This is a genomic window from Paenibacillus sp. NAIST15-1 (assembly GCF_001894745.1).
GTDB classification, from domain to species: Bacteria; Bacillota; Bacilli; order Paenibacillales; family Paenibacillaceae; genus Paenibacillus_B; species Paenibacillus_B suaedae.
The window spans coordinates 113,613-140,549 of record NZ_BBYF01000014.1 but is presented as its reverse complement, the minus strand read 5'-3'; the positions used below and the strand labels follow the sequence as shown (position 1 = coordinate 140,549).

28 protein-coding genes are annotated in these 26,937 nt (G+C 46.1%); all 28 read right to left on the bottom strand.

Features of this window, described 5'->3' with window-relative positions; genetic code table 11:
* Positions 1–33: 33 nt before the first annotated feature.
* Positions 34–1,683, bottom strand: a complete 1,650-nt coding sequence (locus PBN151_RS23295) for a hypothetical protein (RefSeq protein ID WP_072730895.1) — start codon at positions 1,681–1,683, stop codon at positions 34–36.
* A 100-nt stretch (positions 1,684–1,783) separates the two neighbouring features.
* The gene (locus tag PBN151_RS23290; protein WP_072730894.1) at positions 1,784–2,734 is read right to left on the bottom strand and encodes a hypothetical protein; all 951 of its coding nucleotides are present in this window, start codon (positions 2,732–2,734) and stop codon (positions 1,784–1,786) included.
* Positions 2,735–3,083: 349 nt separating this feature from the next.
* Positions 3,084–3,908: a carbohydrate ABC transporter permease gene (locus PBN151_RS23285; RefSeq protein WP_021255544.1), complete on the bottom strand. Its 825-nt coding sequence runs from the start codon at positions 3,906–3,908 to the stop codon at positions 3,084–3,086.
* A 29-nt stretch (positions 3,909–3,937) separates the two neighbouring features.
* Entirely contained in the window at positions 3,938–4,837 is a 900-nt protein-coding gene (locus tag PBN151_RS23280; protein ID WP_072730893.1) for a carbohydrate ABC transporter permease, read from the bottom strand.
* A 181-nt stretch (positions 4,838–5,018) separates the two neighbouring features.
* A complete protein-coding gene (locus PBN151_RS23275) occupies positions 5,019–5,672 on the bottom strand; it encodes a bifunctional 2-keto-4-hydroxyglutarate aldolase/2-keto-3-deoxy-6-phosphogluconate aldolase (protein WP_370510449.1) in 654 nt (217 codons plus the stop codon).
* A gap of 52 nt (positions 5,673–5,724) precedes the next feature.
* The gene (locus tag PBN151_RS23270; protein ID WP_072730892.1) at positions 5,725–6,702 is read right to left on the bottom strand and encodes a sugar kinase; all 978 of its coding nucleotides are present in this window, start codon (positions 6,700–6,702) and stop codon (positions 5,725–5,727) included.
* Between the two features lie 695 nt (positions 6,703–7,397).
* The gene (locus tag PBN151_RS23265; RefSeq protein WP_072730891.1) at positions 7,398–8,072 is read right to left on the bottom strand and encodes a hypothetical protein; all 675 of its coding nucleotides are present in this window, start codon (positions 8,070–8,072) and stop codon (positions 7,398–7,400) included.
* A 105-nt stretch (positions 8,073–8,177) separates the two neighbouring features.
* On the bottom strand, positions 8,178–8,999 hold the full coding sequence (locus tag PBN151_RS23260) for an amidase domain-containing protein (protein WP_227774993.1): 822 nt from the start codon (positions 8,997–8,999) through the stop codon (positions 8,178–8,180).
* Between the two features lie 79 nt (positions 9,000–9,078).
* A complete protein-coding gene (locus PBN151_RS31480; RefSeq protein WP_175560781.1) occupies positions 9,079–9,405 on the bottom strand; it encodes a hypothetical protein in 327 nt (108 codons plus the stop codon).
* Between the two features lie 781 nt (positions 9,406–10,186).
* Entirely contained in the window at positions 10,187–10,756 is a 570-nt protein-coding gene (locus PBN151_RS23250) for an RNA polymerase sigma factor (protein ID WP_072730888.1), read from the bottom strand.
* A gap of 515 nt (positions 10,757–11,271) precedes the next feature.
* The gene (locus PBN151_RS23245) at positions 11,272–11,559 is read right to left on the bottom strand and encodes a hypothetical protein (protein ID WP_028532960.1); all 288 of its coding nucleotides are present in this window, start codon (positions 11,557–11,559) and stop codon (positions 11,272–11,274) included.
* A gap of 4 nt (positions 11,560–11,563) precedes the next feature.
* Positions 11,564–12,640 carry a DMT family transporter gene (locus PBN151_RS23240; protein ID WP_021255538.1) on the bottom strand — a complete coding sequence of 359 codons (1,077 nt, stop codon included), beginning with the start codon at positions 12,638–12,640 and terminating at the stop codon, positions 11,564–11,566.
* Positions 12,641–12,790: 150 nt separating this feature from the next.
* On the bottom strand, positions 12,791–13,546 hold the full coding sequence (locus PBN151_RS23235; protein ID WP_072730887.1) for a response regulator transcription factor: 756 nt from the start codon (positions 13,544–13,546) through the stop codon (positions 12,791–12,793).
* 4 nt (positions 13,547–13,550) lie between these two features.
* Positions 13,551–14,729 (bottom strand): histidine kinase, encoded by a 1,179-nt coding sequence (locus PBN151_RS23230; RefSeq protein WP_021255536.1) that lies wholly within the window; start codon positions 14,727–14,729, stop codon positions 13,551–13,553.
* A 252-nt stretch (positions 14,730–14,981) separates the two neighbouring features.
* Positions 14,982–15,263, bottom strand: coding sequence for a BMC domain-containing protein (locus tag PBN151_RS23225; protein WP_021255535.1), 282 nt, complete (start codon positions 15,261–15,263; stop codon positions 14,982–14,984).
* A 92-nt stretch (positions 15,264–15,355) separates the two neighbouring features.
* Positions 15,356–15,637, bottom strand: coding sequence for a BMC domain-containing protein (locus PBN151_RS23220; protein ID WP_019419483.1), 282 nt, complete (start codon positions 15,635–15,637; stop codon positions 15,356–15,358).
* Positions 15,638–15,649: 12 nt separating this feature from the next.
* On the bottom strand, positions 15,650–16,297 hold the full coding sequence (locus tag PBN151_RS23215; protein ID WP_072730886.1) for a phosphate propanoyltransferase: 648 nt from the start codon (positions 16,295–16,297) through the stop codon (positions 15,650–15,652).
* Positions 16,297–17,769: an acetaldehyde dehydrogenase (acetylating) gene (locus tag PBN151_RS23210; protein WP_072730885.1), complete on the bottom strand. Its 1,473-nt coding sequence runs from the start codon at positions 17,767–17,769 to the stop codon at positions 16,297–16,299. The genes PBN151_RS23215 and PBN151_RS23210 overlap by 1 nt, the downstream gene beginning before the upstream one ends.
* A gap of 27 nt (positions 17,770–17,796) precedes the next feature.
* On the bottom strand, positions 17,797–18,615 hold the full coding sequence (locus PBN151_RS32450) for a BMC domain-containing protein (RefSeq protein WP_072730884.1): 819 nt from the start codon (positions 18,613–18,615) through the stop codon (positions 17,797–17,799).
* A 14-nt stretch (positions 18,616–18,629) separates the two neighbouring features.
* Positions 18,630–19,286 carry a cupin domain-containing protein gene (locus PBN151_RS23200; RefSeq protein WP_072730883.1) on the bottom strand — a complete coding sequence of 219 codons (657 nt, stop codon included), beginning with the start codon at positions 19,284–19,286 and terminating at the stop codon, positions 18,630–18,632.
* 302 nt (positions 19,287–19,588) lie between these two features.
* The gene (locus PBN151_RS23195) at positions 19,589–19,852 is read right to left on the bottom strand and encodes a EutN/CcmL family microcompartment protein (protein WP_072730882.1); all 264 of its coding nucleotides are present in this window, start codon (positions 19,850–19,852) and stop codon (positions 19,589–19,591) included.
* On the bottom strand, positions 19,839–20,159 hold the full coding sequence (locus PBN151_RS32060; protein WP_065294151.1) for a BMC domain protein: 321 nt from the start codon (positions 20,157–20,159) through the stop codon (positions 19,839–19,841). Before PBN151_RS32060 ends, PBN151_RS23195 begins: the two co-directional genes overlap by 14 nt.
* Positions 20,160–20,999: an ethanolamine utilization protein EutJ gene (eutJ, locus tag PBN151_RS23185; RefSeq protein WP_072730881.1), complete on the bottom strand. Its 840-nt coding sequence runs from the start codon at positions 20,997–20,999 to the stop codon at positions 20,160–20,162. It abuts the gene before it with no gap.
* On the bottom strand, positions 20,957–21,661 hold the full coding sequence (locus tag PBN151_RS23180) for a cobalamin adenosyltransferase (protein WP_072730880.1): 705 nt from the start codon (positions 21,659–21,661) through the stop codon (positions 20,957–20,959). Before PBN151_RS23180 ends, eutJ begins: the two co-directional genes overlap by 43 nt.
* Before the next feature lie 72 nt (positions 21,662–21,733).
* The gene (eutS, locus tag PBN151_RS23175) at positions 21,734–22,087 is read right to left on the bottom strand and encodes an ethanolamine utilization microcompartment protein EutS (RefSeq protein ID WP_021255526.1); all 354 of its coding nucleotides are present in this window, start codon (positions 22,085–22,087) and stop codon (positions 21,734–21,736) included.
* 84 nt (positions 22,088–22,171) lie between these two features.
* Positions 22,172–23,122, bottom strand: coding sequence for a choline TMA-lyase-activating enzyme (gene cutD, locus PBN151_RS23170; protein WP_227775000.1), 951 nt, complete (start codon positions 23,120–23,122; stop codon positions 22,172–22,174).
* A gap of 98 nt (positions 23,123–23,220) precedes the next feature.
* Positions 23,221–25,779, bottom strand: coding sequence for a choline trimethylamine-lyase (gene cutC / locus PBN151_RS23165; protein WP_227774989.1), 2,559 nt, complete (start codon positions 25,777–25,779; stop codon positions 23,221–23,223).
* Between the two features lie 33 nt (positions 25,780–25,812).
* The gene (locus PBN151_RS23160) at positions 25,813–26,934 is read right to left on the bottom strand and encodes a 1-propanol dehydrogenase PduQ (RefSeq protein WP_072730878.1); all 1,122 of its coding nucleotides are present in this window, start codon (positions 26,932–26,934) and stop codon (positions 25,813–25,815) included.
* Positions 26,935–26,937 lie beyond the last annotated feature (3 nt).

Sequence of the window (26,937 nt, the reverse complement as noted above, 5' to 3'; positions counted from 1 at the left end):
TGCGAATTCATGAGTCTGAGTGAGGAAACTTAATCATTTTGAGGGAGCTGTAACTTCTTCACTAATGTTTTTTTCTGTATTCATGACGATGGCTGAAACGGTATAATTACCCGCTCCCAATGCCCTCGCATATGGCAGAACATGATGTCTTTCATGATTGTTAAGCTGGTCGGGCCCCCCATTTTTAGATAAATAATAACCAACGGGTCCACCATCTTTGAACAGTGTTACAAGGGTATCCCCGTAATTGGAACCGCCTGTATAAATACCCGTGTTCGGGTCAAGCGTCGGGTTAATTGGCGCATTCACCTCAGTATTTGTCTGAATCAACAACGGTGCTGCGTGGGACTTCACAACTCCCTCTGCGGTAGTCACTAGACAATAATAAAACTTACCTTGCTGTGTAGCTGAGTCAACATTTGTCAGCATTAATACCGCATCATTGGCTCCGACGACTTCCTCCCCGTTTAACCCCGTTTCGTCGTTAGATACATACCATTGGTATGATGCAGCAGCGGCTGATGTCGTAACGCTAAATGTTGCTGTCTCGCCTAGGTTAACTTTTGCCGCTACTGGTTGTGTGATAATTTCCAAATCTGACACTCCACCTGGAGGTGCTAACTTCAATGTTAATGTTCTAGTACCCGTTACTGGAGCGACGTCTTTTACAACATAAAAGTCGTCGATAAGATGTTTATTATTAACATAAGAGATGTTGCCTGATTGGTTATTCCATCCCCCAGCGATTTTAGGTTGAATGGTTGTTCCGCTCTTCATCGCTTTATAAATATCGTACTGTGCTGAATCAGGTATCGAATTTCCGTCAATTTGCAAAGTCGCACCATTCGGTGTAATGAGCCACTCAAATTTATGCCAGCCTGTGGAACGTTCAACCCCGCTGTCCTTCCAACGTTTCGCTGCTGAACCAGCTGATAATGGTGCAAATGCCCACGTATATTTCGTCGGATTATGAATAACGTCGACCTGTGAACTTTGATAGAATGTCCCGGCGAAGGTGGCGTTTTTACCATCCAAAATCGCAAATTGGGTTCTGGCAGTCGCTGTCTTCTCCTCATCCGGATACGGATCGTAATACCAAGCTGCCATTTTATAGTTGCTTCCGGCAGGTAAAACCACGTCTTGGCTTACATTTTCCGTATTCGTTGCACTTGATGGTGTAATCGCTTTCAAACCAGAACGCGATTGGGCATTGGACAGTGTAAATGATGAACCAAGTTTACTCGTTGATGTCAGCGGACCATTGTTGTTCTCGAAGTCCTCCATGAATAACACATCTGAGTCATGATAATAACTCGTCGTGGCTGTGATCGTCACAGGGATGCCTGGTTCACTCGGAGCTGCAAATGTATAACCATTGGCTAATGTAACGTTTCCATTATCATCAACCGTTAGTAAGTTCGAATTGCTTGAATCATAGCTGAACGCATCGATAACCGGCCCTTTAATCAGATTGCTTAATGGTGCACCTTTGTAAGTAAGGTTCACTCTGCCTGCATGATCCGTCGCTTGTGTCAGGTCCAGTGCAACAGAGTCAAAAGATTCAACCACTCTCTCTGCAGCCGAAACGTCAGGTACAGGCATTAAACCAGTCAGACCTGAGAATGTCAAAGTTGCTGCCGTAACAATCGATAAAGCTTTTTGCATCCATTTGGATCGTCTCATCTGGCAATCTCCTTTTCTATGAATTCATATTTATATAAATCTGAACCTATGAGAACCAAAATAGATTCAGATTTATATAAACGTAAGAATAGAATGTAACCTATTTCACTTCTAATTCATTGAATTGATGGCCGTTATACACAATCTTCGCCTTATCAGTTCTAGATGCAATCAACGCCCGCAAGTCAAATTCAGCCCGCCCGTATATCATGGAATCTTTCACTTTTTCCAGTGTAAGGTTGGTTATTTCCGGCTTTGTCATTAATGTGGCGATGACATCCTCACCCATATATTTACCGATTACCGTCTCACCTACAGAGGCGGCCGCCAATGACTCCCAAAAGTGTAGAGATTCCGTATCATCCTTGGATATATCCAATCGATCTAGTACTTTCTCTTCCATTGCTTGTCCATTTGTTGCGAGCATGACCGTTAATTCATCAGCAGTGCGAACATATTCTGCGCTCCTTGAAGCATATTCATCTTGTAACTCAGCATCGCCCATTTTCGTTTTTTGGACCTGGGTTTCAACCAACTCCAGCCAACGGGCGCCACTTACATACTGCATGTATTGGTATAAATCTAACTCAGGTAAACCGTAGTAAGTATCCCCTATATCCTCCATCTCAGCCCGCTTCTTGTTTTCGTCCACCATGTCGGATTTCAGCTCGTCAAAACTTTTGTATGGGGCAATATCCCGCTCGTCAGCAATAATTTGCTCCTGTTTAACTCTTAGCAATGCAGTCATCGCAGATTTTTTGGCATACTCAGATGGTGTTTCCTGATTTTTTCCGTATTGACGTGTCCAGAAGCCTTCATCTACTTGCGCACCATAGGTTCTGTAGAAATAATCTACTGTTACCGCTCTCTGGTCGTTGATATAAAATAGAAATTCTTCATCTGTCACAGCGTATCCATCCACTGTAAACAACCAATTCTCAGGCAATGCAGCTTTTTTGTTAGTTAAAATTATCATGAATACAGCAAGTACAATTAGTATTACGGCTGTAAACCATATGATCACTGTTGGTTTTCGCCTTGTAAAACCCATATCAACCCACCTTTCTAATAATCAATCTAGCTTTGCAGATTTATATACTTATAGGTACATTTTTGGATAGCTAAAATAATTTATATGAATATCCAACTTGCTTGGATAAATCCGGTTTTATGAATATCCAACTTGCTTGGATAAATCCGGTTTTATGAATAAACACTCGTTGAAAACGCTTTTATTAATAAATATATCTATTTTCAGATGACCGACCAATTTCATATTTTGACCTTTTTCAGACGATTTTGACCGGATACTTCCCCCATAAGACAAAAGAAATGAACGCAATGGTTCATTTCTTCTCGTTAACTATCTATTTGCACTGCTTCTATCTTCTAGAGCATTTCTATCCCTTAACGCCTCCGAGCGCAATCCCCTCAATCACTTGCTTCTGACCGATGATAAAGATAATGACCAGCGGCAAGATTGCTGACACAGCACCAGCCATCATCAAGGAATACGTATCTCCATATTGGTCACCGAACAATCTGATTCCAAGCTGAATGGTAAACAACTCTTTGCTTTTCAAGAAAATCAGCGGATACTGATAGTCGTTCCATGTCCAAATAAATCTGAGGATCGCATAGGTTGCGATGGCTGGACGAATAAGCGGCAACGCGATTTGGAAGAAGCTTCGTGCATGTCCGGCTCCGTCTATTTTGGCTGATTCGATATATTCGTTGCTGACACTCATAAAGAATTGCCTAAGCATGAAAGCTCCAATTACGCTAAATCCGTTCAGCAAGATAAGACCAAGATGAGAATCAAACAAATGTAAGGAACGGAAGAGCAGGAACTGCGGAACTAATGAAGCTTGAGGTGGAACCATATAAAGCGCGAGGACGAGAAGAAACATCGTATCTCTTCCTCTGAACTGGATTTTGGAAAACCCATAAGCCGCAAGTGCGCACACCGATACATTGAGCACAGTGGTTGCCACTGTTACATAAATCGAGTTTGCATAATATTTGACGAAGCTCCCTGTCCACACTTCCGCATAGTTCTCAAGTGCATTCCAGTTTCTCGGAATCCATTCGATTGGGAATGTAAAGACATCCGCCTCAGGCTTGAATGATGTCGATAACATCCATATGAAAGGAAGCAGGAATAGAAGTCCTATAGCAGCCATAATCATTGTGAAAATGATCTTTGAAACCGAAATTTTTTTCATGGATATTGTTCCTCCGTTCTAGATCTCTTCTAGTAGTTAACCCATTTCTTCTGGGCAATCCATTGTCCGGCTGTTATGAATAAACAAATGAGGAACAATATGAGCGCCATCGAAGAGGCATAGCCTGTTTTCAACTGATTGAATGCAGTGTCATACAAATCGTAAACGATTACATTTGTTGAATTCGCAGGTCCGCCTTGCGTTAATACTTGAATGAGATCGAACACCTTGAAGGAACCGATGATTCCTGTTACTAGTAAGAAGAAGGTCGTTGGTGAAACATTTGGCACTGTGATTTGACGAAATTTCACCCATGTTCCTGCGCCATCGATGTCCGCCGCTTCATACAGAACCTTCGGAATGGACTGCAGCGCAGCAATGTAAATAATAATGTTATAGCCAAGCATAATCCAAACTTGAATCATCATGAGGGAAGGCAATGCATAATCGATATCTGCCAACCATTTAGGTGGATTCTCAATGCCAAATGACATTAGCAGCTGATTTACCGGACCTAATGATGGATGGAAAAGAACCTGCCATACCATTGCGACGGCAACGACACTGGAGATATAAGGCAAGAAATAAACAACCTTAAATCCATCTTTGAAATAAACATGTTTGTCAATGAGAATCGACAGCAACAGCGATAAGATCAAGGTTATCGGAACCGTTATGATAAAGACCAAGTTGTTCAATAAGCTTTGTATAAACACATCGTCTTGGAACAAACGAATAAAATTATCAAAGCCAACGAATTTAATAGCACCATATCCCGCTACGAAATTCCACTCCGTAAAGCTCAGCAATAGAGAGCACACAACAGGAATAAGTGTTAGGACCATTAATCCGATCATTAAGGGGGCTACAAACATATAGCCAGCTAGTGTCTCTCTAGCGCTAATTCCTAGTGATTTCTTACCTTTCATTTCTTATTCCTCCTCTGAGAAATTACGTCTTGTTCTATAGTGTCATTGTAATAAGAACGAAAGTCGCAAATAAGAACTAAAAACGTTCATTTTGAAACGAATTTTACTTTTTTCAGCTCATGCATTTGATAAAAAACAAGCGTTCTCTGAGTTTATCAAGAGAACGCTTCATATAATTATTTTATTTGCGCGCTTGCTTAAATGCCTTCACATACTGATCAGCCTTGGCACGAACGAGTGTATAATTGCCTGTTTCAATGGCTTCCTTCGTAAGATCCGAACCAATTCCTACCGCAAATGCACCTGCTTTGATCCAGTCGCCCAAGTTCTCTACATTCACTCCGCCAGTCGGCATTACATTCGCGTGAGGCAATGGGCCTTTGATATCCTTGATCATCCCTGGCCCGAATTGACTTCCCGGGAACAGCTTTACGACCTCCACTCCTAAATCGAGTGCGCTTTGGATATCGTGAATGGTCATAACGCCCGGCATGATTGGAACGCGATAACGATTGCACAGCTTAATCGTATCTGGATTCAACGTAGGGCTCACTACAAATTCAGCGCCGCTTAGCATTGCTTGGCGTGCCGTTTCAGGATCGAGCACCGTACCGACGCCAATTATCGCATGCTGAGCTGAATCAGGATGATTCCATGAATAACGGTTGGCAAGCTCTTCGATCGCCTTAAGTGCATGCGGAACCGTCATCGTAATCTCAATCACCTTAATGCCGCCAGCAATGGCTTCCTCGGTTAGTCGCACCACCTGCTGCCAATTCTCTCCCCGTAATACCGCGACAACCCCTTCTTCATGAATCCGATGAATAATACTCATTTTCTTCAATTTGCTTCCCTGCCTTTTATTGTATGTACTAGATACATTGGACTTAACGTTCAACATGCGCTTTTCTACTAAGCTTCGCTTCTACCTGTGCCATTGTCGGGAGACCCTGCCAATCGCCTTCCGTCTGGATCACAATAGATCCAAGCAGATTTCCGATGCGAACAGATTCCTCAAGGGATTTATTTCTTAGTAAACCGCTAAGGAAGCCGGCACAGAAGGCATCGCCAGCACCAACGGTGTCTACTACGTGTTCAGCAGTGAAATAAGGAATTCTAGCTACCTTTCCGCCCTGTAACAAATAGGTTTCATGATCTCCACCTTTGACGACGCATACGTTGCCAAGCTCATGCAGCTTCGCGAACAAAGCACTTTCGTCGTCAATTCCATAGAGCAGCTTCAATTCATCAAGCCCAGGCAGGAAGTAGTCTGCTTCCGCCGCTAGAGGCAGAATGAATTGTCGAGCTTTCTCCACGCTCCAGAGCTTCAGGCGAAGATTGGGATCAAAACTGACTTTAACGCCATGCTTGCGTGCCAGACGCACTGCCTCAATAACCGCTTGACATGCAGTTTCGCTGATAGCCATCGTAATGCCCGTTACATGCAAAATGCGAGCACCTGCTATGTACGCCTCATCCAGCATATCAGGCGACATCAGACTAGCAGCCGAATTCCGCCGAAAATAATAAACGGAGGATTGTCCGGCTATTACCTCACGCATCATGAGACCCGTTGAAGCAGCAGTTGTGCACTTCACGCGTGAGACATCAATGCCTTCGCCCCGCAATGCTTTGATCATCATCGTCGCCAGCGGATCTTCACCTAGTTGAGAGAACCATCCGACACGAATGCCAAGCCTAGCCAAACCGATGGCTACGTTGGTTTCGGCCCCACCGAAGGTGCATTCCAACGTATGGCTGTATTCGATTCCTTTATTTCCCGTCGGCAGCATGAGTGCCATCGATTCCCCAAAGGTAATTACCTCAGGGCTTGCTTGCATATGGGACATACTATGATCCTTCATCGACTTCCCTCCCCTTAGCTAATGAAAAGACTGTCATGGGTAATCCATAACAGTCCCCATTTTATGGGTTAATTCTATTGAATCGTTCATTCGGTCAATGTTTTCCGGGATTTGGATGATACATAACGAATATCCTTGTTTATACTTTCGGCTATACATATATTTGGGTTCTAATCCAAAGCTCATAAATATGATTGTCTTAACTATACACAGTCGAAATTTGCGGTACAGGACATATATTCGTGCATTCTCAAACGAATTTGACATGTTTACAAAAAAAACGATCCAAATGCTTGGATCGAAATGTGTAAGCTAATTTCTATATTTGCTCCATGAAACGAAAAAAGCTTTTTATAGTTACCCTTGTGGGAACATAAAAAGCTTTACTCTGCAATCGCTCAATGAGTACATGACCTAATACAATTCTGAACGCCACCAATGGAAATGGAAATTAAAGAAGATGACTCCACTTGCAATAAGCGTAAGTGTATCCATTCTACCTAGGACATGTAGAATGGGGTATTCTGCTCTGGCAGAATGGCAACTAAGGGAGAATGCCTGTCCAGTTGACTACTCCACACTTGGACTAATGTTAATGGATTGAATGGATTCGTTATCCATTGTAGAGCAAGCAATGTGCTTAACCATAGAGCGTATGGTACAGGATGGAATACTGCGAGGTGATGAAACGCTAATTAGCGGTTAATTTCCAGTTTCTTTACCCATTCATTATTGTTCCAAATATCGGGGTTATCAATGGTCTGATTCTCTCCACGCACCATAGAATCATAACTATCCTTTCCACTAGAATACCAATCCGTAATTACTAACCTTCCATTCAAGTTCTGTACAAGAAATTCAGTCGGTTCTGCAAAGCTGCCTACGTCCTTTTTCACGCGCGTGTCTAGTTTGAAGTAGAAATAGGGGTTATCTTCACCAACAAGCTCCACTTTTCTAGCACCAACATCGATATCTGTCACCAAATTATCGGTTAGTTTGTTCTTACGGAATAATTCTTGCTGGGAAGTAACTTTCTTTTGCATATATTGTTTCAGGCTTTTATTATCAAAGAAAGCATCCAAGTTGATATCTGTGCCGTTCCAAATCGCCTTGTAATATGCAGACAGAGCACCCTCACACATTTCATAAGCGGTTTTATAATCCCAAACAGACAGACCATTTTTATCTTCTGCTAAAAATTCGAGAGAACTCTTCAAAGCATTCTCTTTCGTGATGGTTGAATTTTCTGTGTTTTTGGCTACCTTCACGTTGACTTCCATAGGAGTATTTTTTTCGTCGGTATTCCCAACAGCATTATTACACGCGCTTAGAGCGAATATAAGCACTAATAACAGGCAAACACGTTTCATTCTTTTCCCTCCCGTAAAAAATAATGATCATGGAGCAGCCATTAGGATTGATGCACACCACTTCTATAAGAATAGTTTGAAGTGATGTGCATCCTTCTTCAAATTTTACTTATAATAGCCAGACAATTTGATAACTCTTTTGCTATCACCTGGATAGACTTCTTCTGCCTTCTGGTTATTATTATATGAACCTTTTCCACTACGACCGGTTACCAATGCTCCTAAAACTAAAGCCGTATTAGTCTCGTAGTATTCCGTGATTATAGTTGAATGCCTCCAATTGTTATATGAACCACTCAGATAGAATTGCAGGATATCTCCAACAGCATATGGGTAACCTGAATTAGGATTATATTTGAATGTTGAGTAAGTAGTTGCGGATCCAGCCGGTCCTTTTGTAGTATTGTTCACCAGAAAATCATGCAAGTTAGGGACACCTGACCAGGATGAAGAGCGATTGCTCAGACTTCTGTAGTACCAACCCTTAGAGGAAATACCTGATCCATTTGTGTCATAGGGAATTGCGCCGCCAGCAAGCAAAGCATGAGATACAAAGTTAGTACAATCCCAATTTCCGGAAATCTGAGAAAAATCGTAATAAGATACATTAGATCCGCCACTTGCAGGTGAATCTTTAGCCTTGTTGTTTTTTGCATAGTTGGCTATAGCTGTCTTATTTAACGAAGCAAGGGTAGCCAATGGTGTTATCACTTGATTGGTTGCCTCCACCCCGTCTGTACTAGTCATTTCTACTGGAAGTTCTCGATTAACCGAGAAATAATCAGTAATTTTTTTCTCAAGTTCCGTTTGTTTTTCAGCAATATTGGAGCTTTCTGAAATAGAGTTCATTGTAAGGTTACTTGAATGCTCCAATGATCCTCTGACAAATTCATCATAATAGTCATCTGGCATATACCAATCGGACATCGTTAATCCCGTATCAGTATAGGTAAATACCACATTCGATACCTCGCCAAACCCAGACTGTACCTCCATTCCGACATAATTAAATGAAGCTTCTGTACTGATTGTTAGGAGAATACCTTCTTTGGTCACTTCTGAAGATAGCAAGTTGAATGTTAAGATCTGTGCCAAGATCAATACGTTCATAATAATTTTTCAAAATATCTTTTGCCATAGAAAAACAAGATTCAACCGCTGACAAATCTAAGACATTCGATGAAGACTTATCGTTCAAATCATTGAGCTTATCAGATGATAGCAAAGTATCTTCAACAGGGCTCAAAGGCGAGTTGCTCTCAGCTAGAACAGTAGAACTACCCAAACTATTGACAAGTGCTGCAATGAGTGCAACAGTTAATAGCTTTTTCAATGATACGTCATTCCTTTCCTTTAATTTGTACCACATTAGTTCGCGGACAATCTGCTCTCACTCGTAGCTATCAGGTAATGATAAACAAAAACAATGAATAACTTGCCTAGCATCGACTCCTCACTTTTAATTTTAGTAAGAAGGCTAATCTAAGAGTATAAAATCGCTTGTTTGTAACTCCTTACCTTAAAAAAGACGCTCATACGCTTATATGTGCAACACAATTATTCAGATTTTATTTCAACAAAACTGTTTGGTACCTATGATTGATCGGACGGGAAAAGTTTGTATTTTGTTGCATATATTAGTAAGAGTTTTTCTGCGACAATCGAATGTCGCTATAATGAGTTCAAAGCGAGGGTACCGGGACGAGAAAGGAGGTGAAACTGCGGAACATCTGGATTTTATCAAAAGGACACTACAATGAATTGAACAGCATCAACCAGCCCATCTGCTTCTGGCAGGTTTATGCCGCCGTCCTTTGAGAGTAAGAAGGAATCCGAAGTGGAATGACTGGGTTGTGGTCGCGTAACAAGTACATTCAGAAATAGAACTCTAACAGCTTTCACTGACATAATGGATAAAAGAATGGCAATTAAACATATAGATAATCCCAGTGCGTCCTTTAATACCGAAACAATATTAAAAAAACTGAAAATTCTACAAAGAAAAATCCCCCGCTTTATTCGTTTCTCAAAATCCCTACTAACTGATTTAGGCCATTTTGAGCAGTAATTCATCATACTCATCCATTAGAGCTTGATGACTCCCTGAAATTTTTTTAGTCACTCCCCCTCACCTCTTTTTTCAAGAGATTCAATGCTCTACGCCTGGCTCGAGTTAAATACTGTCTAACGTTATTCACAGGGATACCCAATTTCCGGGAAATTTCACTATCTTTCAAATCCATATTGTACTTGTAATAGAGCAAAGTTATATCGCGATCCGTCAGCTTAGACAGCTTACTAAACATCTCCTGTCTGTCTTCTCTCCTGAATATCACTTCTTCTACGCTCAGTTGAGAGTCGGGAAGACGGTTAATCATATCTTCGGTTTGTGCTGTACTGACTAATAATTTCTGCCGCTCCTTTGCTCTAATATAATCGACACCCATGTTTCTAATGGAATAAATGATGTAAGAAGTCCTTTTGCAATATTCCATGGTTTGTAAAAGGGGAGTTTTGGGTATCAGTTTTAGGAAAACGTCTTGAATTAAATCATCTACTACATTGTAATCATTGGTTACTTCGTAAGCTTTCTTTCTCATAGGAGGGTAATACCGGTAAAATAAATCGATTAAAAAATACTGATCTTTTTCTTCCTCAATGACTGAAAAAAGAATTAGAAGCATCTCTCAAACCGCCATTCTGAAATAGGTTCATTACTTTCTATATTAGTTCATTTGGAACTATATGTAAATAAAGTTCGTTAATATGCAGAGTTACTTCATTACAAAATTTTTAAGCTTTAGATCCATAGCTACATTAACGATTCATTAAACGAAAAAAGCTTTTTATAATTACCCTTTCGGGTGAACATAAAAAGCTTTACTCTGCAATCAATAATGCAATTCGTTTAAAATTTTTCGGGAAACTGTTTGACAATGCCATTTGTTTTTCATATTCATCTGCTCCTCCTGTGTGAATTAAAAACAGGCTGTCTTAGTATGAGTTGTAACTTCCATTTTAATACAATATTGTTCCGCTATTCTGCGAAGGCTCGAAGCTATTCCGGGTCGGGTCATAATTACATTACTAATGATTATAAGTTAAGCGAGCACTCCGCGCATATGACGGAACCCGGCCTAAGGCCGGGTTTCGTGGTTCGTCTAAAAAATCCTTTTCATTAATTCGATAGAGATTGTCCTTATTTTTGCGTCCATTTTTTAGGCAAGTATTTATTGATCGTATGAATTCCCTCATCGTTGATTGCATAGTACATACATAATTCCCCGTTAGCATCCAGCTCGTAATGAACCTCGTCTATCAGTCCGTTAGCCTGCAAGGACAGCATATGATCCAGAAAGTTTGCTCTTGTAAATTGACGTTCCCCACCATATTCGCTTTTCAATGCGTCCATTGCATCATCAATATTTGCTTGCTGCACAGTGGACATGAAAAGCAGCACCCGGGAGCGAATCGGCAACAATGGCATTTGCTTACGCCTCCTTCTTCTTGAACAGATCCATTGGATTCATCGAAACTAAAAGCGCGCCAAGTGTAATAATAACTGCGCCGGCAATTATTGTTGGAGTCAATGAACTACCGAGGAAGATAGCAGCAAAGACAACCCCCCACAGTACATAGGTAATATTGAGCGACATTCCGACTGCAACGCCAACCATACTATTGGCCATATACCACGTCAGGAAAGAGATTGCCGTAAACAGGGCTGCAGCCGCAATAATGAGCATAGGCGATACGGAGCCAAGTACGGAAGTAAAGAGATCTGTCGCGCTGAAGATAGGTATCAGCACAGCAATATATACGAGTCCGGAAACGCCCTCGCGAATGGTAATGGCGATATTGGAATCAAGCATAGACATCCCGAAGGTAGCAAATACGCCTTCCAATCCCCAGCCAAGCGCGGCCACCAGAGCAAAAATAATGCCTAGTGTGAAATTATCCACGCCACCTTCAGGCTTGACATAAGAAATGAGCGCAGCTCCGATAACACAGATGAACATGCCGACGGCCACCCGTTTATCAATTTTCTGCTTCAGGAACATTCGCGCGAAAATAGCACCAAACATCGGACAAAGCGCCGAAATAGGAATAGCCGCCGCTCCAGCCATATCAATTCCAACCAGATAGGCCCCGTTGGCGATTGGACCGCCAAACACCGCGGCAATTGCGACCATCAACCCTGGTATTGTTACCAGACTGCGGCCAATTTCTTTGATCATCCCATTCTTGAAGTTCCAAATCAGAAGCCAGATCGCGGCCAATGCATCATTGATCGCTGATGCCACTATAGGAGCGGCAAACGCGCCTACGACCCCCAGAAAAGGCTCCTTCATCATGGCCAGGGCAACGACGGTACTGTAAAGGCCGAATGTTAACCCGGAAATCAGTCCGTAAGCGATTCCATTTCTTCGGAAACGACTGTTCATCTTTTGTTTCAGCATGCCGGCCGAAGCCACTGCTTCCTTCATCATCCATACACCTCTGTTAAGTAGATTTGTCTTCGTAGATGTATCTTCATTGTAAAGCAATGCGGCCATTTCACCTGTCACTAACCGTACCTCTTGTTTGGACTTCCTGAATCACTTTTTTCTTCAATCTGGTACTTTTCGTACTTTTAGGACGACATCTTTAAATAAAAAAACTCCCACCCGACATTTAGTCGGACGGGAGTTTCCTTGATTCTATCTATTAAAGCGTCTTCACACTCGAGCTAGAACACTTTTTTTGTATTCCTTCGGTGTCATTTTCATTTGCTTATAGAAAACCCGGTTGAAATAAGACGGATCGGTAAAGCCGCATTCTGTGGAGATGCGATAGGCGGGATACCCGGTAGTCTCAAGCAGCTTGCAGGCATGTGCAATCTTGAGCTTGTTCACATAATCCGTATATGTAACGCCGAGCTCCCTTTTGAATATGCGGCTAAAATATTGAGCATTCATGTACACATGACTCGCCACCATTTGCAGGGTCAGCTTATCTTTGTAATTCTGCTGAATATAATCGACGGCTTCTTGAATAAAGCGCTGACATTCTTGAGCGGATTCTATCTGATACGTTTCGACTACACCATCTTCTTCTGATTGAGCGGCCCTCTCCAGCCCCTTACGAATCAATTGCCGCAATTTGTCCGGCTTGACAGGCTTAAGCAGATATTCGTGTACCTGCAGACTGATTGCCGCCTGTGCATAGGAGAAATCCGAGCTGGCCGACAAAATCGTCACGGAGGCATTGGGGAGAAAGCGGCGAATTTCCTGCAATGAGGATATTCCGTCCATTTCAGGCAGCATGATATCCATAAAAATAATATCCGGCCGATATTGTTTGGCGAGCTTAATCGCTTGCATACCCGTATCGCAAATAAGCAGCTTATCTTCAGCACCCAGAATTTCCTGCGCGATGGATTGAAGAAACTCTAGTTCTATCGGTTCATCTTCAACAAACATAACTACGCTCATTGCATCACCTCGCAATTGGTTGGGTAGGGATGCGGATGTTAACCGTGCTCCCGCTGTAATCCGATTTCACGATCGATAACCCATACTCTTCTCCGAAATAACGCTTCAAACGGCTATCAGTACTCCGGAAGCCAACACCGATTTTGCTGTCCGGCTGATGAATGAGCTTGAGTACCTCCGGTGAGAACCCGTTACCGTTGTCTATTACAGAAATGGTGATATCATTTCTGTACTTTTCGGCAATCAGACGAATGGTTCCCCCGTCACGCTTAGGGGTAATCCCATGTATGACTGCGTTTTCCACAATAGGCTGAATCACCAAATTCGGAATGCGATAAGCCTTTAATTCATTCGGAACAATGATTTCATACTGCAGGCGATTTTTGAAGCGCGCCTTTTGTATATACAAATACTTCTCAATGTTATCCAATTCGGATGCGATGGTATGAAGCTGATCATCCTGCTTCACATTGTATCGCAGCAAGTCGGACAGGCAATAGATCAATTCCTCCGTCGTATGGGAGTGTTCGAAATAGGCGATGCGGGCAATGGAATTCAACGTATTGAACAGAAAATGTGGATTGATGACGAGAGACATGTTTTTTGCTTCTAAGTCAATCACTTTCTTCTCCAGTATTTCCTTTTCCGCAGACAGACGATTGATAATCCCTGTGTTGTCCTGCGCGCTTTCGGCGATGTCGAGCGCAATATTCCTTGCAATATGATGGCACAGCTGCTCGTGAATATCTGCTTTATCCTTGTCAATGGTTGGAAAAGCTGATATCGCCTTCGCGACAACTTCCAAATCCAGCCCCTTCATTTCAGCCAATTCCGCCGTGTTAATCAGATACTTCTGATATTCCCTCTCCTGGGAATACGCTTGCATCCCCGATATGAAGCCAACAACTTCATCTTTGACCATAATAGGCAGCAAAATGTTCTCCAGGCCGTAACAGCAAACAAATCGCCCCTGCTCGCCGGTATTAAAGCGCTTCAAATAATCTGCACAAGGTCGCGTAGGATTCTCCCAACAAAAATGCCTGCAGAAATCAGGGGACGGATTGAACTCTAGCAAAACGTCTCCATTGTGATCGTGCAGCAGCAGCGAGAACTTGGAAAGAGACAGGATGCCGCTGTATCGTGCGTATACTTTGGTTGCGATCGGACTATCGGTTTTCAGCATAATCTCGTTGCACCCTTTCACCGAAAATGAACGGGAAAATAGACGTTACATGCTAAATTTTTCACAATATAATATCTCTATTATAACAATTTACAAACTGTTTGGAAATAGTACATCCCCCTTCCTCAAAGCTCTATTTATAGAAATACACCACTTCGACAAGCTTTCGACAAGCGGATTGTTACAGACAAATATAAAAAGACCAAAACCCGTTTTACCGAGTTTTGGCCCTTTGCAGAACATCGATATAAATTATAGCTTAGCAGCGGGAAGAATAATTTCCACTTCACTGTGAGGACGAGGAATCACATGTACGGATATCAGTTCCCCTACACGCTGTGCGGCTGCGGCACCAGCGTCCGTTGCCGCTTTTACTGCTCCTACATCGCCTCGTACCATTACGGTGACAAGGCCGCCGCCTACCATTTCTTTGCCAATCAGGGTGACGTTGGCTGCTTTGACCATAGCGTCCGCTGCTTCGATAGAACCTACCAAACCTTTTGTTTCAATTAAACCCAATGCTTCCGATTTCATGATACATTCCTCCTAAGAGTTTTGTGAGAATAAAGCGCTAGCTCCGAACAAAACTTACTTCGGAAGCATAGGCTTATATATGATTTATTGAATTATGCCTTAGTAGACGGAAGGATGTTCTCCACTTCACTGTGGGGACGAGGAATTACATGCACTGACACGAGTTCCCCAACATTCTTCGCAGCGGCGGCTCCAGCATCCGTTGCTGCCTTCACAGCACCTACATCGCCCCGTACCATTACGGTAACAAGGCCTCCACCTGCCATTTCTTTGCCAATCAAGGTAACATTGGCTGCTTTGACCATAGCGTCCGCTGCTTCGATAGAACCTACCAAACCTTTTGTTTCAACCAAACCAAGAGCTTCCGATCTCATGTTCATTTCCTCCTAGCGATTTTTTATGATTTTAACCACAGACGCTGATGTCAGATCCATCGCGTTGGCCTCTTCAACGTCAATATGACAGTCGAGAGCAGCGTCACTGCTAACTCGGATTGCGACCTGATTGTATTCTCCGCCCCGGAGACCATCAAATTGAATGCTGACCATCTCTCCGTCGGTTACGCCGAAGAAAAGAGCATCATTAGGCGTCATATGAATGTGGCGCTGTGCAACCATCAAGCCGCAGGAAATATATACGCTTCCCTTGGAACCGACCAATGTGACGCCAGGTGTGCCTTCAAGCTCCCCGGATAAGCGCACTGGAGCTTTCACGCCCAGCTTAAAGCAGTCTCCCCGCATAATTTCTACCTGAGTCTGTTTCCGCACTGGACCGAGAACCCGCACTTTTTCAATCGCACCCTTGGGACCGCAGACCGTAACAGTCTCATTACACGCATACTGTCCAGGTTGGGACAAATCACGCATTCTGGATAGCGTATATCCAGCTCCAAAGAGCGTCTCCACATCAGCCTGAGAAAGATGCACATGGCGATTCGAAATCCCTAAAGGGATGGAGCGCGGCTCCTCCCCAGCCTTGCCAGCACCGGATACCACCTCCATTAATAATGAAAGTACTTGATCATAGCTCCCCACTAGCAGTCACCGCTTTTCTGCAAAATAGACATCAGCTCATCGACCAGATTCAACAGCATTGCATCCTCCTGTTGCTTCGGCTGTTGCGGAGAGGAAGCAGAATAAGGGATTTGTGGTGTGCAGTCCTTAATGCCATAAGCCACACGCTTGATATTAATCAAGTGCTGTGGTCCCACATTATCTGAAGTGGCGCTGCCCCCCCAGGTACCACAACCCAAAGTGAAGGCCGGGGCAAGCCCGGTGCTTGCGCCCACGCCGCCCTGAGTGGAGCCCGTATTCACCAAAATGCGGAATACAGGTTTTTGTGCAAATTCCATGACCATATCGTGATTCTGTGTATGGATGGAGAAGCTATGGCCTATTCCTCCATTACGCAGCAGCCCAACACTTAGATCGCAAGCCTCATGCCAATCCTGTACGGTGTAAAACGCCAATACGGTAGTAAGCTTCTCATAGGACAGCGGGAATTTCTCTCCCACGCCCTGCTGTTCACCTAACAGCACCTTGACCCCTTCAGGAATTTGAATGCCGGCCGCTTCTGCAATCACCTGAGGCGAACGTCCCACCAGTTTTGAATTCATGGCATGGCCTTTTACAAACAGCTTGGACGCGACTTTGGCAGTCTCCTCCTGATTCATAAAGTAACCGCCCTGACGCTCAAACTCCGCGATCACCTGAGGACGGATGCATTCTTCCACGATAACAGCCTGTTCAGATGCGCAGATTGTTCCGTAATCGAAGGTTTTGCTGGCTATGATATTCGCTACTGCTTTTGGAATATCAGCGGTGCGCTCTATATAGGCCGGTACATTACCCGGTCCCACACCCAGCGCCGGTTTACCCGCACTATAGGCAGATTTCACCATCGCCGAGCCGCCTGTGGCGATAATCATGGCGATTTCCTCACACTTCATCAGTTCCTGTGTCGCCGGCATAGAAGGCATGGCAACGCAGCCAATGATTCCTTCGGGAGCCCCTGCCTCAACAGCGGCTGCATGCATGAGTTCGGCGGTCCGCATAATGGATTTCTTTGCCGATGGATGCGGCGAAAAGATGATTCCATTACGAGCCTTTATTGCAATAATCGATTTGAATATCGTAGTGGATGTCGGATTTGTTGATGGAATAATACCCATGAGCAGTCCGACAGGCTCGGCAATCTCTATTAATTGATTTGTTTTATCCTCACGGATAACCCCAATCGTTTTCGTATCCCGAATGGATTCATACAGCTCCGTGGAAGCCAGACGGTTTTTGAAGATCTTATCCTCAATCTTGCCAAATCCTGTTTCCTCCACTGCTAGCGCAGCCAGTTCGGCGGCGTTAACCTCCGCTATCCGCACCATGTTTTGTACAATTCTGTCAATCTGTTCAGCATCGTACCCGGCAAGGATATCGGCGGCTGCTTTTCCTGTACGAGCCAAATCCCGCGTTTCCTGAATCGATTGCAAATCATAATCATAATTTTCCAAGTGAAACATCCTCCTCTCGCTTACTGTTTACTGTTGATAATAATGGCGGAACCGCTTGAGCAGTTTCACCTTGTTTGCCTTGGAAATCGTCGTCATGCTCATCCCATACGCAGGGCCGTACTCTCTGGCCAGTCCGCGCAGCTTCACGGCTGTCATCGTTTCCAGCAGCTCCATTGCTTTGTCAAGCCCTGCTTCCTTTACCTGCACGTCAATCTGGTGTTTGAATGGACTGCCCAGCACTGCCTGCTCTCCATCTACCGGATCTTGATTGTCTGTTTCTGGACTGACGTCTTTAGACGCAAGAGCCTGAGCGTGATCGGCTGTTAGTACAGGGAAGTCTTCATCACCACCGATATTGAATGAGACTTCGGGCGCTGCTTCCAGTGGAACCTTAGGAGCCGTGTCTAGTGGAATATTGGGCGCATCGCCCAGTTGAACATCAGACGCTGTGTAACGTTTCGAGGTCTGCTCTGGTGTTTGCTCAGGCAGCTGCTTTGGAAACTGTTCCGCCGCCTGAGTATGCTGTACTGGCAGCGCCAGCTCGTCCTTCTCCTTGGTGAAATTCGAAACGCTGCGCCGGCCGATGATGCTCGCTATGTCGTTGTGGGGTCTTGGAATAACATGTCGGCTGATAAGCACATCACTGCCCAATTGTTGCGCCGCGGAGGCACCCGCCTCCACGGATGCTTGAACAGCGCCAACATCGCCGGTTACCGCGATGGTCACTAGCCCGCCACCCACATTGCACTTTTCTATCAGTTCTACCTGAGCTGATTTGAGCATGATATCCAGACATTCAATCGCCGGCAGAAGTCCCCGCGTTTCAATTAATCCAAGCGCCTGCATGCTATCACCTCCAGTTACTGTAGCTTCCGATCAGGACCGCCCGCCAGATAAGTCATATAAAACATCCTCGCGCAGTTCGACGATCCCTTGATCGCCTTCACCCCTTTGGGGATGAAGAGTACATCCCCTTCATGAGCGGTGAAGGTTCTCTCGTTCAAAGTGACATCGAGCGTGCCTTCCATCACGATATAAGTTTCTTCGTGGGCCGTCTCCTGCTGAAAGCAACCGTGATCGACAGTCATAAACCCTGCGCTTATGGAACAATCCGGCTTCCCGATTACCTCTTGACGGTATACCTTGGCACCAGATGTTCCCGTATCGTAAGCTTCCATTTTTACCGTTCGGCCCCGTACAAGTTTTAAGCCCGTCGGATCCGTCTCCGCCTGATAAGGTGGATCAAGAGTCATCCCTAACAGCTTTTCAACCATTCCTTTTTCCGATAACATCTTGAAAAATTTGAAAATGGCATTCATGTCGAGATCATCCTGAGTTTCGCTGCCCGCGGCCTCGGAACTCAAAGTGCCACATGGCTCATCGGTAAACTCCAGACCCAGCTCCCTTGCCTTATCATGGGCTGCCGGTGTCACAATCGTGTTTCGGTCAATGCAGCACCGCTTCTGTCCGGAAGACACCCATTCTTCCACATCCGCAGCGCAAATCAGTTTTTTCACAGTTCTCGCCCCCTTTCGAATTATAAGTAAGTGTTCAAAAAGTCAAACTTTCAGCACCGAAGCTTATGCTTCCGATGTGCATTTTTTCAAAACGCTTCAGTTGGATGAAGCTAGGACCTAAGGAGCGGAGCGTACGTTTTGGGTACGTGAGCACCTGAAATGTTTCCGCAGGAAACATGCTTCGGAAGCTTCTACCTAGGCCCGGCTGAATTCAAGATTCGATGTCGAATATGCATTCAGTGTTTCTTCGTGATCAAAGGGGGGCTTTTTGAATAACCTCTATAAGATTTCTGTTCGAATATTTATTCAAACATGCAGTCCGCGTCGATGATGCCTACGACGACGGCATCTACAGGGACATCGTCTGTATGCAGCATTTTGCGGGCCGAAGAGCCGGTGCAGACAATCACTCGATCGCCTATGCCAGCGCCGATCGTATCGACTACGATCAAGCGGCGCCCGTCGTCGCTTCCTCCTATCACCTCGGCCAGCATCAGTTTCATTCCCACAAGGGAATCTGCTTTACGGGTAGACCAGATATTGTGAATCAATTCAGCGGCAATCATAGCAGTCCGTCCTCCCCGCTTTTCCGCTTCTCTGCTTAATCTCGGCGATGGCGTCCTCCACAGAAGCCGTGTCACCAAAAATAGCGAGAAGAATCATGTTCTGCGGGCAGCTGCCGCGAATATCCTCCACTGTCACGCCCACCACTTTTTCAGCTACATCAGCGGCCCATACCATGTCAATCAGCCTTCCCTGTACCAGACCGACCGCGTCGCATTGGGGAACTTCCCGGCTACTGGGCGCTCCTCTGCGACGAAGCAAAATGTCCAGCGTCCCCTTGGATGGAGATTTGATAATCCGAAATTCCACTTACATCGCCTCCCGCGTGCAATTCAGAGCAATGCCCAGTGGCGTGACAAACAGTGGGTTGCTAGGCTTATTGGTAGCAATGCCAGTCCTCTGCTCAATGATCGTCTCCATACCGGTCAAGCAGCAGGTTCCGCCTACCAAGTACAATTCCTTGACTTCATGGCCCACCACATGGCGGTTGATGATAGAGGAAACCTTATCAATAACCGGCCGAAGCAGCGGCAGCAATTCTTGGTGATGGGCAGGTTCGCGCTTAAAGCAGTCCGCTTCAGAAAAACTCATCTGGTATGCCCCGGCAACCACCAAAGAAAAATGGGTGCCTCCCGTTGCTTCGTCTGCGACATAGACAACCTTGCCATCCTTCAGAATCGAAATGCCAGTCGTTCCGCCGCCAATGTCTACAATGGCTCCGTTGGATATTTGCAGCACGGCATTAGCCGCCGTAGGTTCATCCAGTAAAGCCGTAACTTCAAAACCCGCACCTTGGATCACATGCTTGATGGCGCCAGCATCCAGTAAATCGGTACCCGGTGGAATCGCCGAAGCTGCATATTCAAGTTCTGTACCCAATTGCTGCTCCAACTGTGCTTTAAGCTCCCTCACGATCTGAATCGCTCCAAGGTAGTCCACCACCATTCCGTCGCGGACGACATCGGCGTAACGGTAAGCTCCCGCCACCGGCTTCCGAGAATCATCCAACACCGTAAGCACCACACAGGCCGTTCCCAGATCCACACCGGTATAGTAGAACGAAGACCGTCCAGGAATCGGCTTCTGGATGACCGCTTCAAATTGCTTTACGAGTTGATCGCAGTATGCAAAGGGTTTTGTCTCTGGCATGTTCCACCTCCTGTAGTTCTGCAAATAAGCGAGCTCAATTCATTAATCATAAAGTTGATTCCAGCAACAATAGATTCCTCCGGCTTTTCTTGAGGACTGCCTGCTGCGGCTTCCAACATCCCAAACCCAAGATCCCGCAAAGCGCAGCGCAGACGGTGGAGCAACGCAATTTCTCTGCCTTTCTCCAATTGAATGTGAAACTCGGTTACCTCAAAGCAATCTCCTGCATCCTCAAAAAGAACATCGGCTGTAATACCGGTACAACCCTGGAAAGATAAGTCGGCAGTGGATGTGCCGCCTCCTTCCCTTTTATGAAGGGCCGAAAACTGCCTTGACAGCTCTAGCACCTTCTGGGCCAGAAGCACATCCCGCTCCAGCAGCTCCTGCCCGGTTAACAAGAACAGGGCTGAGACGGATTGCATCTGACAGCGCAGCTTTCCACGCCGCCAATCCGGCTTTTTCGCCTGTCGCTCTGGATTCGGGAGTGGCTCTTTCTTTTGTTCTTGATTTTGCTCTAGCGTCCCATAGGACACGGCGATCTGGCGATCCGTCAAAAACTGGCGCGCCTCCGGCGTCAATCGGCTTCCATGCTCCACCATGTATGATGTAAAAGGCTCTAGCCTGTACATATTGCGCAATTCCATTTCGGTAATAAATTTCATGGTATCAACTCCACTCTTATTACCCGAACAAATAACGTTTCAATTCCCCGATAACCAGCAATATACGTTTTTTCATGTCCGTGTAACTTCCGCCGTCGTAAAACCAAGACTATCGCCCAACGTCTCAATGATGGCCCGCAGCGCCGTTTCCACACTGGCTATATCTCCGGTGAGAAGCACCGAACCAGCAAAGCGATCCAGAAAGCCGATTTTCACATCTGCCACCTTTGTCGCGATATCGGCGGCTATAATGGAGGTTTCGCTGGGCGACAGTGTTAATATACCAATAGCCCCCGCTTCATCGATGCCCAGTCTTTCATACATGTCAGGCACGGGTGAAGCAATCATATGGGCCAGCGTCACTTGTTTGCCCGGCACCGACTCCTGAATGATCCGCCCGAGATCCGGCCCAGCAGGCTGCTGCATCAAAGACCTCGCCTCCTCCTAAAAGTATTGCGAGCCTGTAAAACGGTAGCTTTATCGAATAAAACTGGCTTTGAAAGCATGCACTTAATGTTTGATAACCCGTACCGGGAAATCGTATTGGCTGATTTGACGTTCAATACGCTCCAGATCGGCTTCATTAAGACTTAAATCGCGTTCAACGTTGTAAACCATGTCCAATTGCCTGTATTTGTTAATCCCCAGCTTGTGATAAGGGAGCAAATCGATACCTTGGAAATTCCGGTATTCCTTATAGGGAAGCAGAAACTCCACCGTTTTGCGGATGGTGTCCTCATCATCATTGAGCCCCTTCATTAGCGGCATTCGCACCTCAACGTTATGTTTGCGGGTGATCAGTTCCCGCAAATTGTCGAGAATGCGCTCGTTGCGTACACCCGTCAGTTGAAAATGGCGCTCCGAATCCATGTGTTTCAGATCATACAAGATCAGATCGGTATATTCGGCCATGGCCAAAATCGCTTCCGGTCTGGTATGCCCAGAGGTTTCAATGGCCGTATGGATTCCGGAGCGCTTGCATTCCTTGAGCAAATTGACCGCAAACTCAGACTGCGCACATACTTCGCCGCCGCCCAACGTAACGCCGCCCCCAGACGTCGTGTAGAACAGCATATCCTGCTCTACAATTTCCACAATTTCCGATACTGTCATATTCATCCCGACGATTGAGAGCGCCCGTGCGGGACAAACCTTCTCACATTCCCGGCAGCCCATGCACTCGATCTTCCGGTCCACCACATGCTGCGGCTTGGACGGCTCCTGCGAGCCGGAAGTGTCCACACGGTGGATTCCCCGGGGACACGCCGCAACACATGCGCCGCAATCGTTGCACAAATCCCGCTGGTACATCACCTGATATTTCTTTTCCAAACCCTCCGGGTTCGCACACCACTGACAGCGCAGGGGACATCCCTTGAAGAAAACAAGCGTCCGGATACCGGGGCCGTCGTATATGGAATATTTTTGAATGTTGAAAATACGTGCCTGCCTTTCCGGCATACCTGACTCCATAGCTGTGGCTCCTCCCTTTCCGCATATCTAAATGCCAGAATGTCTCTTCCCCGGCGTCAGCGCCAGAGAAGAGGCACGGGGCTATTTTAGAAATGCTCAATCATCGTTCTGCTGATGATCTCATCCTGCACTTCTTTACACAATTCCACGAAGTACGCGCTATAGCCAGCGACCCGAATGATTAAATCACGGTATTGATCAGGATTTTGCTGCGCTTTAATCAGCGTTTCATTATCCACATAACTGAACTGCATTTGACCGTTTCCGAGAATGGAGGCTGTTCTGAGCAGATTAATCAGTCCGTTCTCTCCTTCAGGTGTTTCCAGCAAACCGCGCAATAGCTTGAAGTTATGCACCATACCAATATTCATGGCCTCAACATCTATTTTGCTAATTGATTTGATAATAGCCGTCGGACCCTTCTTGTCATGCCCCTGAGTCGGGCTGATACCGTCGGACAGCGGCAGCCAAGCCTTGCGCCCATTGGCGGTAGCACCTGTCATCTCGCCGAAAGGCGTATTGTTCGAAATCGAAAGCGTACCATGGCTGAAGGTAGAGTACAGCGTTTTAAAGTTGCGGTGATAGTTCTCCGTCCACCCCGTGATATCGGCGGCAATGCGATCGGCATAATCGTCGTCGTTGCCGAATTTTGGCGCATCCAAACAATCCCTGTGGATCTGCTCATAACCTTCGAAATCGGCCAGCAACGCATCACGGATTTGCTCGAGCGAATATTTTTTGTCATCGTAAACCAGCTTCTTGATGGCAGCCATCGAATCGGCGTAAGTTGCCAGACCGGACCAGATCAAGCCAGGTCCCCAGTTATACATGGCGCCGCCAGCGGAAACGTCTCGGCCGCTCTCCATTGTGCCTTCATACATGATCGACATAAGCGGCTTCGGCGCATAATCGCGGTGCACGCGCTGGCTGATTACGGTACCGACTGCGGAAAGCTCGGTGATGTATTCTACCTGCTTCTTCACCGCTGCTTCAAATGCTTCATAGGTCTTGAAGTTGCTCAAATCGCCCATGTCCAATCCCGGATTGCTTCCGTGCCAGAGCATTTTGCCACGATTAAGGACGAACTCAATGGCAATCGGCCACTGGGTGTATCCAGTGGAGGTCCACTGATACAAGCGTCCGGATTTTTGCGGCTCCACACAGCCCATCAGACAGTAATCGCGGGCATCTTCGATACTGCAGCCCTTCATCAGCATCATCTTGATGTGGGAATCATCGAAATGGCAGGCCGGGAAGCCCAATCCCGCACGGACGACATCCACAATCTTCTTCAAATATTTCTGAGGAGAACTATTGTGGATACGGCAAGCGAGCGAAGGCTGATAAACGCCGACATGACGTACTGCATCCATGAGCAGATAAGTCAAGTCGTTGGTGGCGTCGCCGCCCTCTCGTTTTTGCCCGCCTACACACATATTGACGAACGGCTGGTAGCCGGCAAAAAACTTGGAGCCACCCGCGCTGGAAACCCACATCATTTCCGAGCATTTGATTAAGAAACAGCCTGCAATCTCGAAAGCTTCAAACTCTGTCAGACGGCCAGCTTTTCTGTCCGCCTCATAGAAAGGATACATATATTGATCCACACGACCGACAGACATGCCTGTCTGATTTTCTTCCACCACGAGCAGAGATTCTACGGTCCAGACCGATTGCACTGCCTCATGGAATGTAGTCGGCGCATGAGCCGGCACGCGAGCGTTGATCTCGCCGATTTTTTGCAGCTCAGCCTTGCGCTTCGGATTGGTTTCTTTAGCAGCCAACTGGTATGCGTAGTCAGACATCCGTTTGGCATACGCCATTACGCCTTCGGTTGTGTCCAGCACGGATTTATAGTAATAGATTTTGTCGATGTCTTCCGGGTTTTGCATGGACAGCTTCGCAAGATGCTCCTTGGCTTCCCGCTGGATATCCAGCATCCCTTTCTTCATTAGAATGACATCGTAGCCGGGGTTGGAGTCTCCGCCGCCGTTAATCTGATGATAGGAAAGATCGCTGACGAATGCTTCGCCGGAAAACTCCCAAAGACCAGCATCGCGGTATTGCTGCTCACATATTTCATCCACCGATTTGCCTTCCCAGAATGGGAACAGTTCCTCTTGCATGATCCGCTTGTCTTCCTCAGAGATATAGAACGGATCCTGAGGACGGTTGTGAATGGTATCGAGCTCATCCCGGGTCCAGCGCCAAGCAATGTCAGGCGAGAAGGCGCCCGCGCGCGGCGCGCCGCAAGGATGACCAACGATCAACTCGTTGTCCTGGATGAGCAGCGGAGCCTCTTCACACGCTTTGCGGAAAGCCTTGGCACGCAGCATGATCGATGGCAGACCTGGATTTTCCTTGTATACCTGAGTAAAGGCTCTGGCACGGAAGGTTGTAATGCTTGGCGTAGCGGTCAAATAATGTTCTTTCAAAGCCCGCAAACGCTCGGTCATTCCTTCCGGGTATGCGCATTCTTCCTTATGAAGCTTACCGAGGCTGTTTTCGACCTGCGACTGAGCTCCCTTATCTGATAGCCCCTTAGAAATTCCTTGGAACAGCTTCATGATCGCTGCTCGTTCTTGAGGAGCCATGGCTTTCGTAGCTTCGGCGAATTTGCTTGAAAACTCATGAATATCCAACATTTTTCCCTCGCAATCTTGTAAGTTTTATATTATTTAGAAGCTTTTACGGTAAATGTGCTCCAACTCTTCCTCCGTTGGCTGACGAGGACTGGTTGGCGTACAGCGATCAGCCATTGCGTTCCGCGCCATGCGGGACAGCGCCTCATTAAAAGCATCCTGGTCAACGCCAAGCTCACGGATTCCATTTTCGATACCGATAGATCGTTTCAGCTTTCCAATCGCCTGGATCAGACTTACGGTTCCTTCACGGGCGGTTCGGGCCGGCAAGTGCAGCAGTGAAGCAAGCCTAGCATAGCGTTCACAAACCCTATCTATCGTTTTTCCGCCCAAGTTGGCGTTATACTCCATTACCACCTCTAATAGCAGGGAGTTCACCCGCCCGTGAGCAATGTGAAACGTTCCGCCAAAGGCGTGGGACATACTGTGAATGATACCTAGACCAGCGTTAGTAAACGCCATTCCCGCCATACAGGACGCATTCTGCACCCGATCCCGCGCCTCTGCATCTGCCGGATCATGGTAAAGCGTTTCCAGATGAGCAAATACCAATTGGACGGCTTTTTCAGCTAAGGCATCGGTAAAGTCGGTCGCTTTGGTGGAGACATAAGCCTCCAGCGCATGGGTCAGAACATCCATTCCGGTGTCCACCACGATTTTGTTTGGCAATTGCTTGGTAAGGGTGGAATCGAGAATCGCGATGTCCGGTGCGATAAAATTGTCCACGATAACCATTTTGTCTCCGCCCGCCGTAATCACCGAAAAGTCTGTCACTTCCGATCCGGTGCCGCTGGTGGAAGGAATGGCGACAAACGATGGTTTGACAAAAGGCTCGTCTTTCTCTAACGCATATTGCCGGGCGAAGTACAGAACACCCTTCGCTGTATCAATGACAGAGCCGCCGCCCAGCGCCAGCAACACATCAGCGCCACTTTCCCAATACACTTGAAGCGCTTCGGCTACAATACTCACACTTGGATCGGGCTTAACACCGGTATACACTGAAGTGGAGATTCCACCGCTTTGCAGTAGATCAACCACCTGCCCCAGATAACCCAACTTCTCCATCATCTGATCGGATACGATACAGGCTTTCGTGCCATGGATTTCCGCAAGTTTCTTCAGTGACTGTTCCCCTGAAAATACTTTCGATTTCATAAC

Coding starts and splice junctions, on each gene's coding strand:
- PBN151_RS23250 (WP_072730888.1), bottom strand. CDS start 10,756: ATGCTTCTAATTCTTTTTTCAGTCATTGAGGAAGAAAAAGATCAGTAT.
- PBN151_RS23270 (WP_072730892.1), bottom strand. CDS start 6,702: ATGAAGGATCATAGTATGTCCCATATGCAAGCAAGCCCTGAGGTAATT.
- PBN151_RS23265 (WP_072730891.1), bottom strand. CDS start 8,072: ATGAAACGTGTTTGCCTGTTATTAGTGCTTATATTCGCTCTAAGCGCG.
- PBN151_RS23290 (WP_072730894.1), bottom strand. CDS start 2,734: ATGGGTTTTACAAGGCGAAAACCAACAGTGATCATATGGTTTACAGCC.
- PBN151_RS23230 (WP_021255536.1), bottom strand. CDS start 14,729: ATGCTGAAAACCGATAGTCCGATCGCAACCAAAGTATACGCACGATAC.
- eutS (WP_021255526.1), bottom strand. CDS start 22,087: ATGCAGCAGCCTGCTGGGCCGGATCTCGGGCGGATCATTCAGGAGTCG.
- PBN151_RS23180 (WP_072730880.1), bottom strand. CDS start 21,661: ATGAAATTTATTACCGAAATGGAATTGCGCAATATGTACAGGCTAGAG.
- PBN151_RS23280 (WP_072730893.1), bottom strand. CDS start 4,837: ATGAAAGGTAAGAAATCACTAGGAATTAGCGCTAGAGAGACACTAGCT.
- PBN151_RS23260 (WP_227774993.1), bottom strand. CDS start 8,999: ATGTCCGATTGGTATATGCCAGATGACTATTATGATGAATTTGTCAGA.
- PBN151_RS23220 (WP_019419483.1), bottom strand. CDS start 15,637: ATGAGATCGGAAGCTCTTGGTTTGGTTGAAACAAAAGGTTTGGTAGGT.
- PBN151_RS23285 (WP_021255544.1), bottom strand. CDS start 3,908: ATGAAAAAAATTTCGGTTTCAAAGATCATTTTCACAATGATTATGGCT.
- PBN151_RS23245 (WP_028532960.1), bottom strand. CDS start 11,559: ATGCCATTGTTGCCGATTCGCTCCCGGGTGCTGCTTTTCATGTCCACT.
- PBN151_RS23195 (WP_072730882.1), bottom strand. CDS start 19,852: ATGATTGCCGCTGAATTGATTCACAATATCTGGTCTACCCGTAAAGCA.
- PBN151_RS23275 (WP_370510449.1), bottom strand. CDS start 5,672: ATGAGTATTATTCATCGGATTCATGAAGAAGGGGTTGTCGCGGTATTA.
- PBN151_RS23295 (WP_072730895.1), bottom strand. CDS start 1,683: ATGAGACGATCCAAATGGATGCAAAAAGCTTTATCGATTGTTACGGCA.
- PBN151_RS23160 (WP_072730878.1), bottom strand. CDS start 26,934: ATGAAATCGAAAGTATTTTCAGGGGAACAGTCACTGAAGAAACTTGCG.
- PBN151_RS32450 (WP_072730884.1), bottom strand. CDS start 18,615: ATGCAGGCGCTTGGATTAATTGAAACGCGGGGACTTCTGCCGGCGATT.
- PBN151_RS23225 (WP_021255535.1), bottom strand. CDS start 15,263: ATGAAATCGGAAGCATTGGGTTTAATTGAAACAAAAGGTTTGGTAGGT.
- cutD (WP_227775000.1), bottom strand. CDS start 23,122: ATGCCGGAAAGGCAGGCACGTATTTTCAACATTCAAAAATATTCCATA.
- PBN151_RS23235 (WP_072730887.1), bottom strand. CDS start 13,546: ATGAGCGTAGTTATGTTTGTTGAAGATGAACCGATAGAACTAGAGTTT.
- cutC (WP_227774989.1), bottom strand. CDS start 25,779: ATGTTGGATATTCATGAGTTTTCAAGCAAATTCGCCGAAGCTACGAAA.
- eutJ (WP_072730881.1), bottom strand. CDS start 20,999: ATGCCAGAGACAAAACCCTTTGCATACTGCGATCAACTCGTAAAGCAA.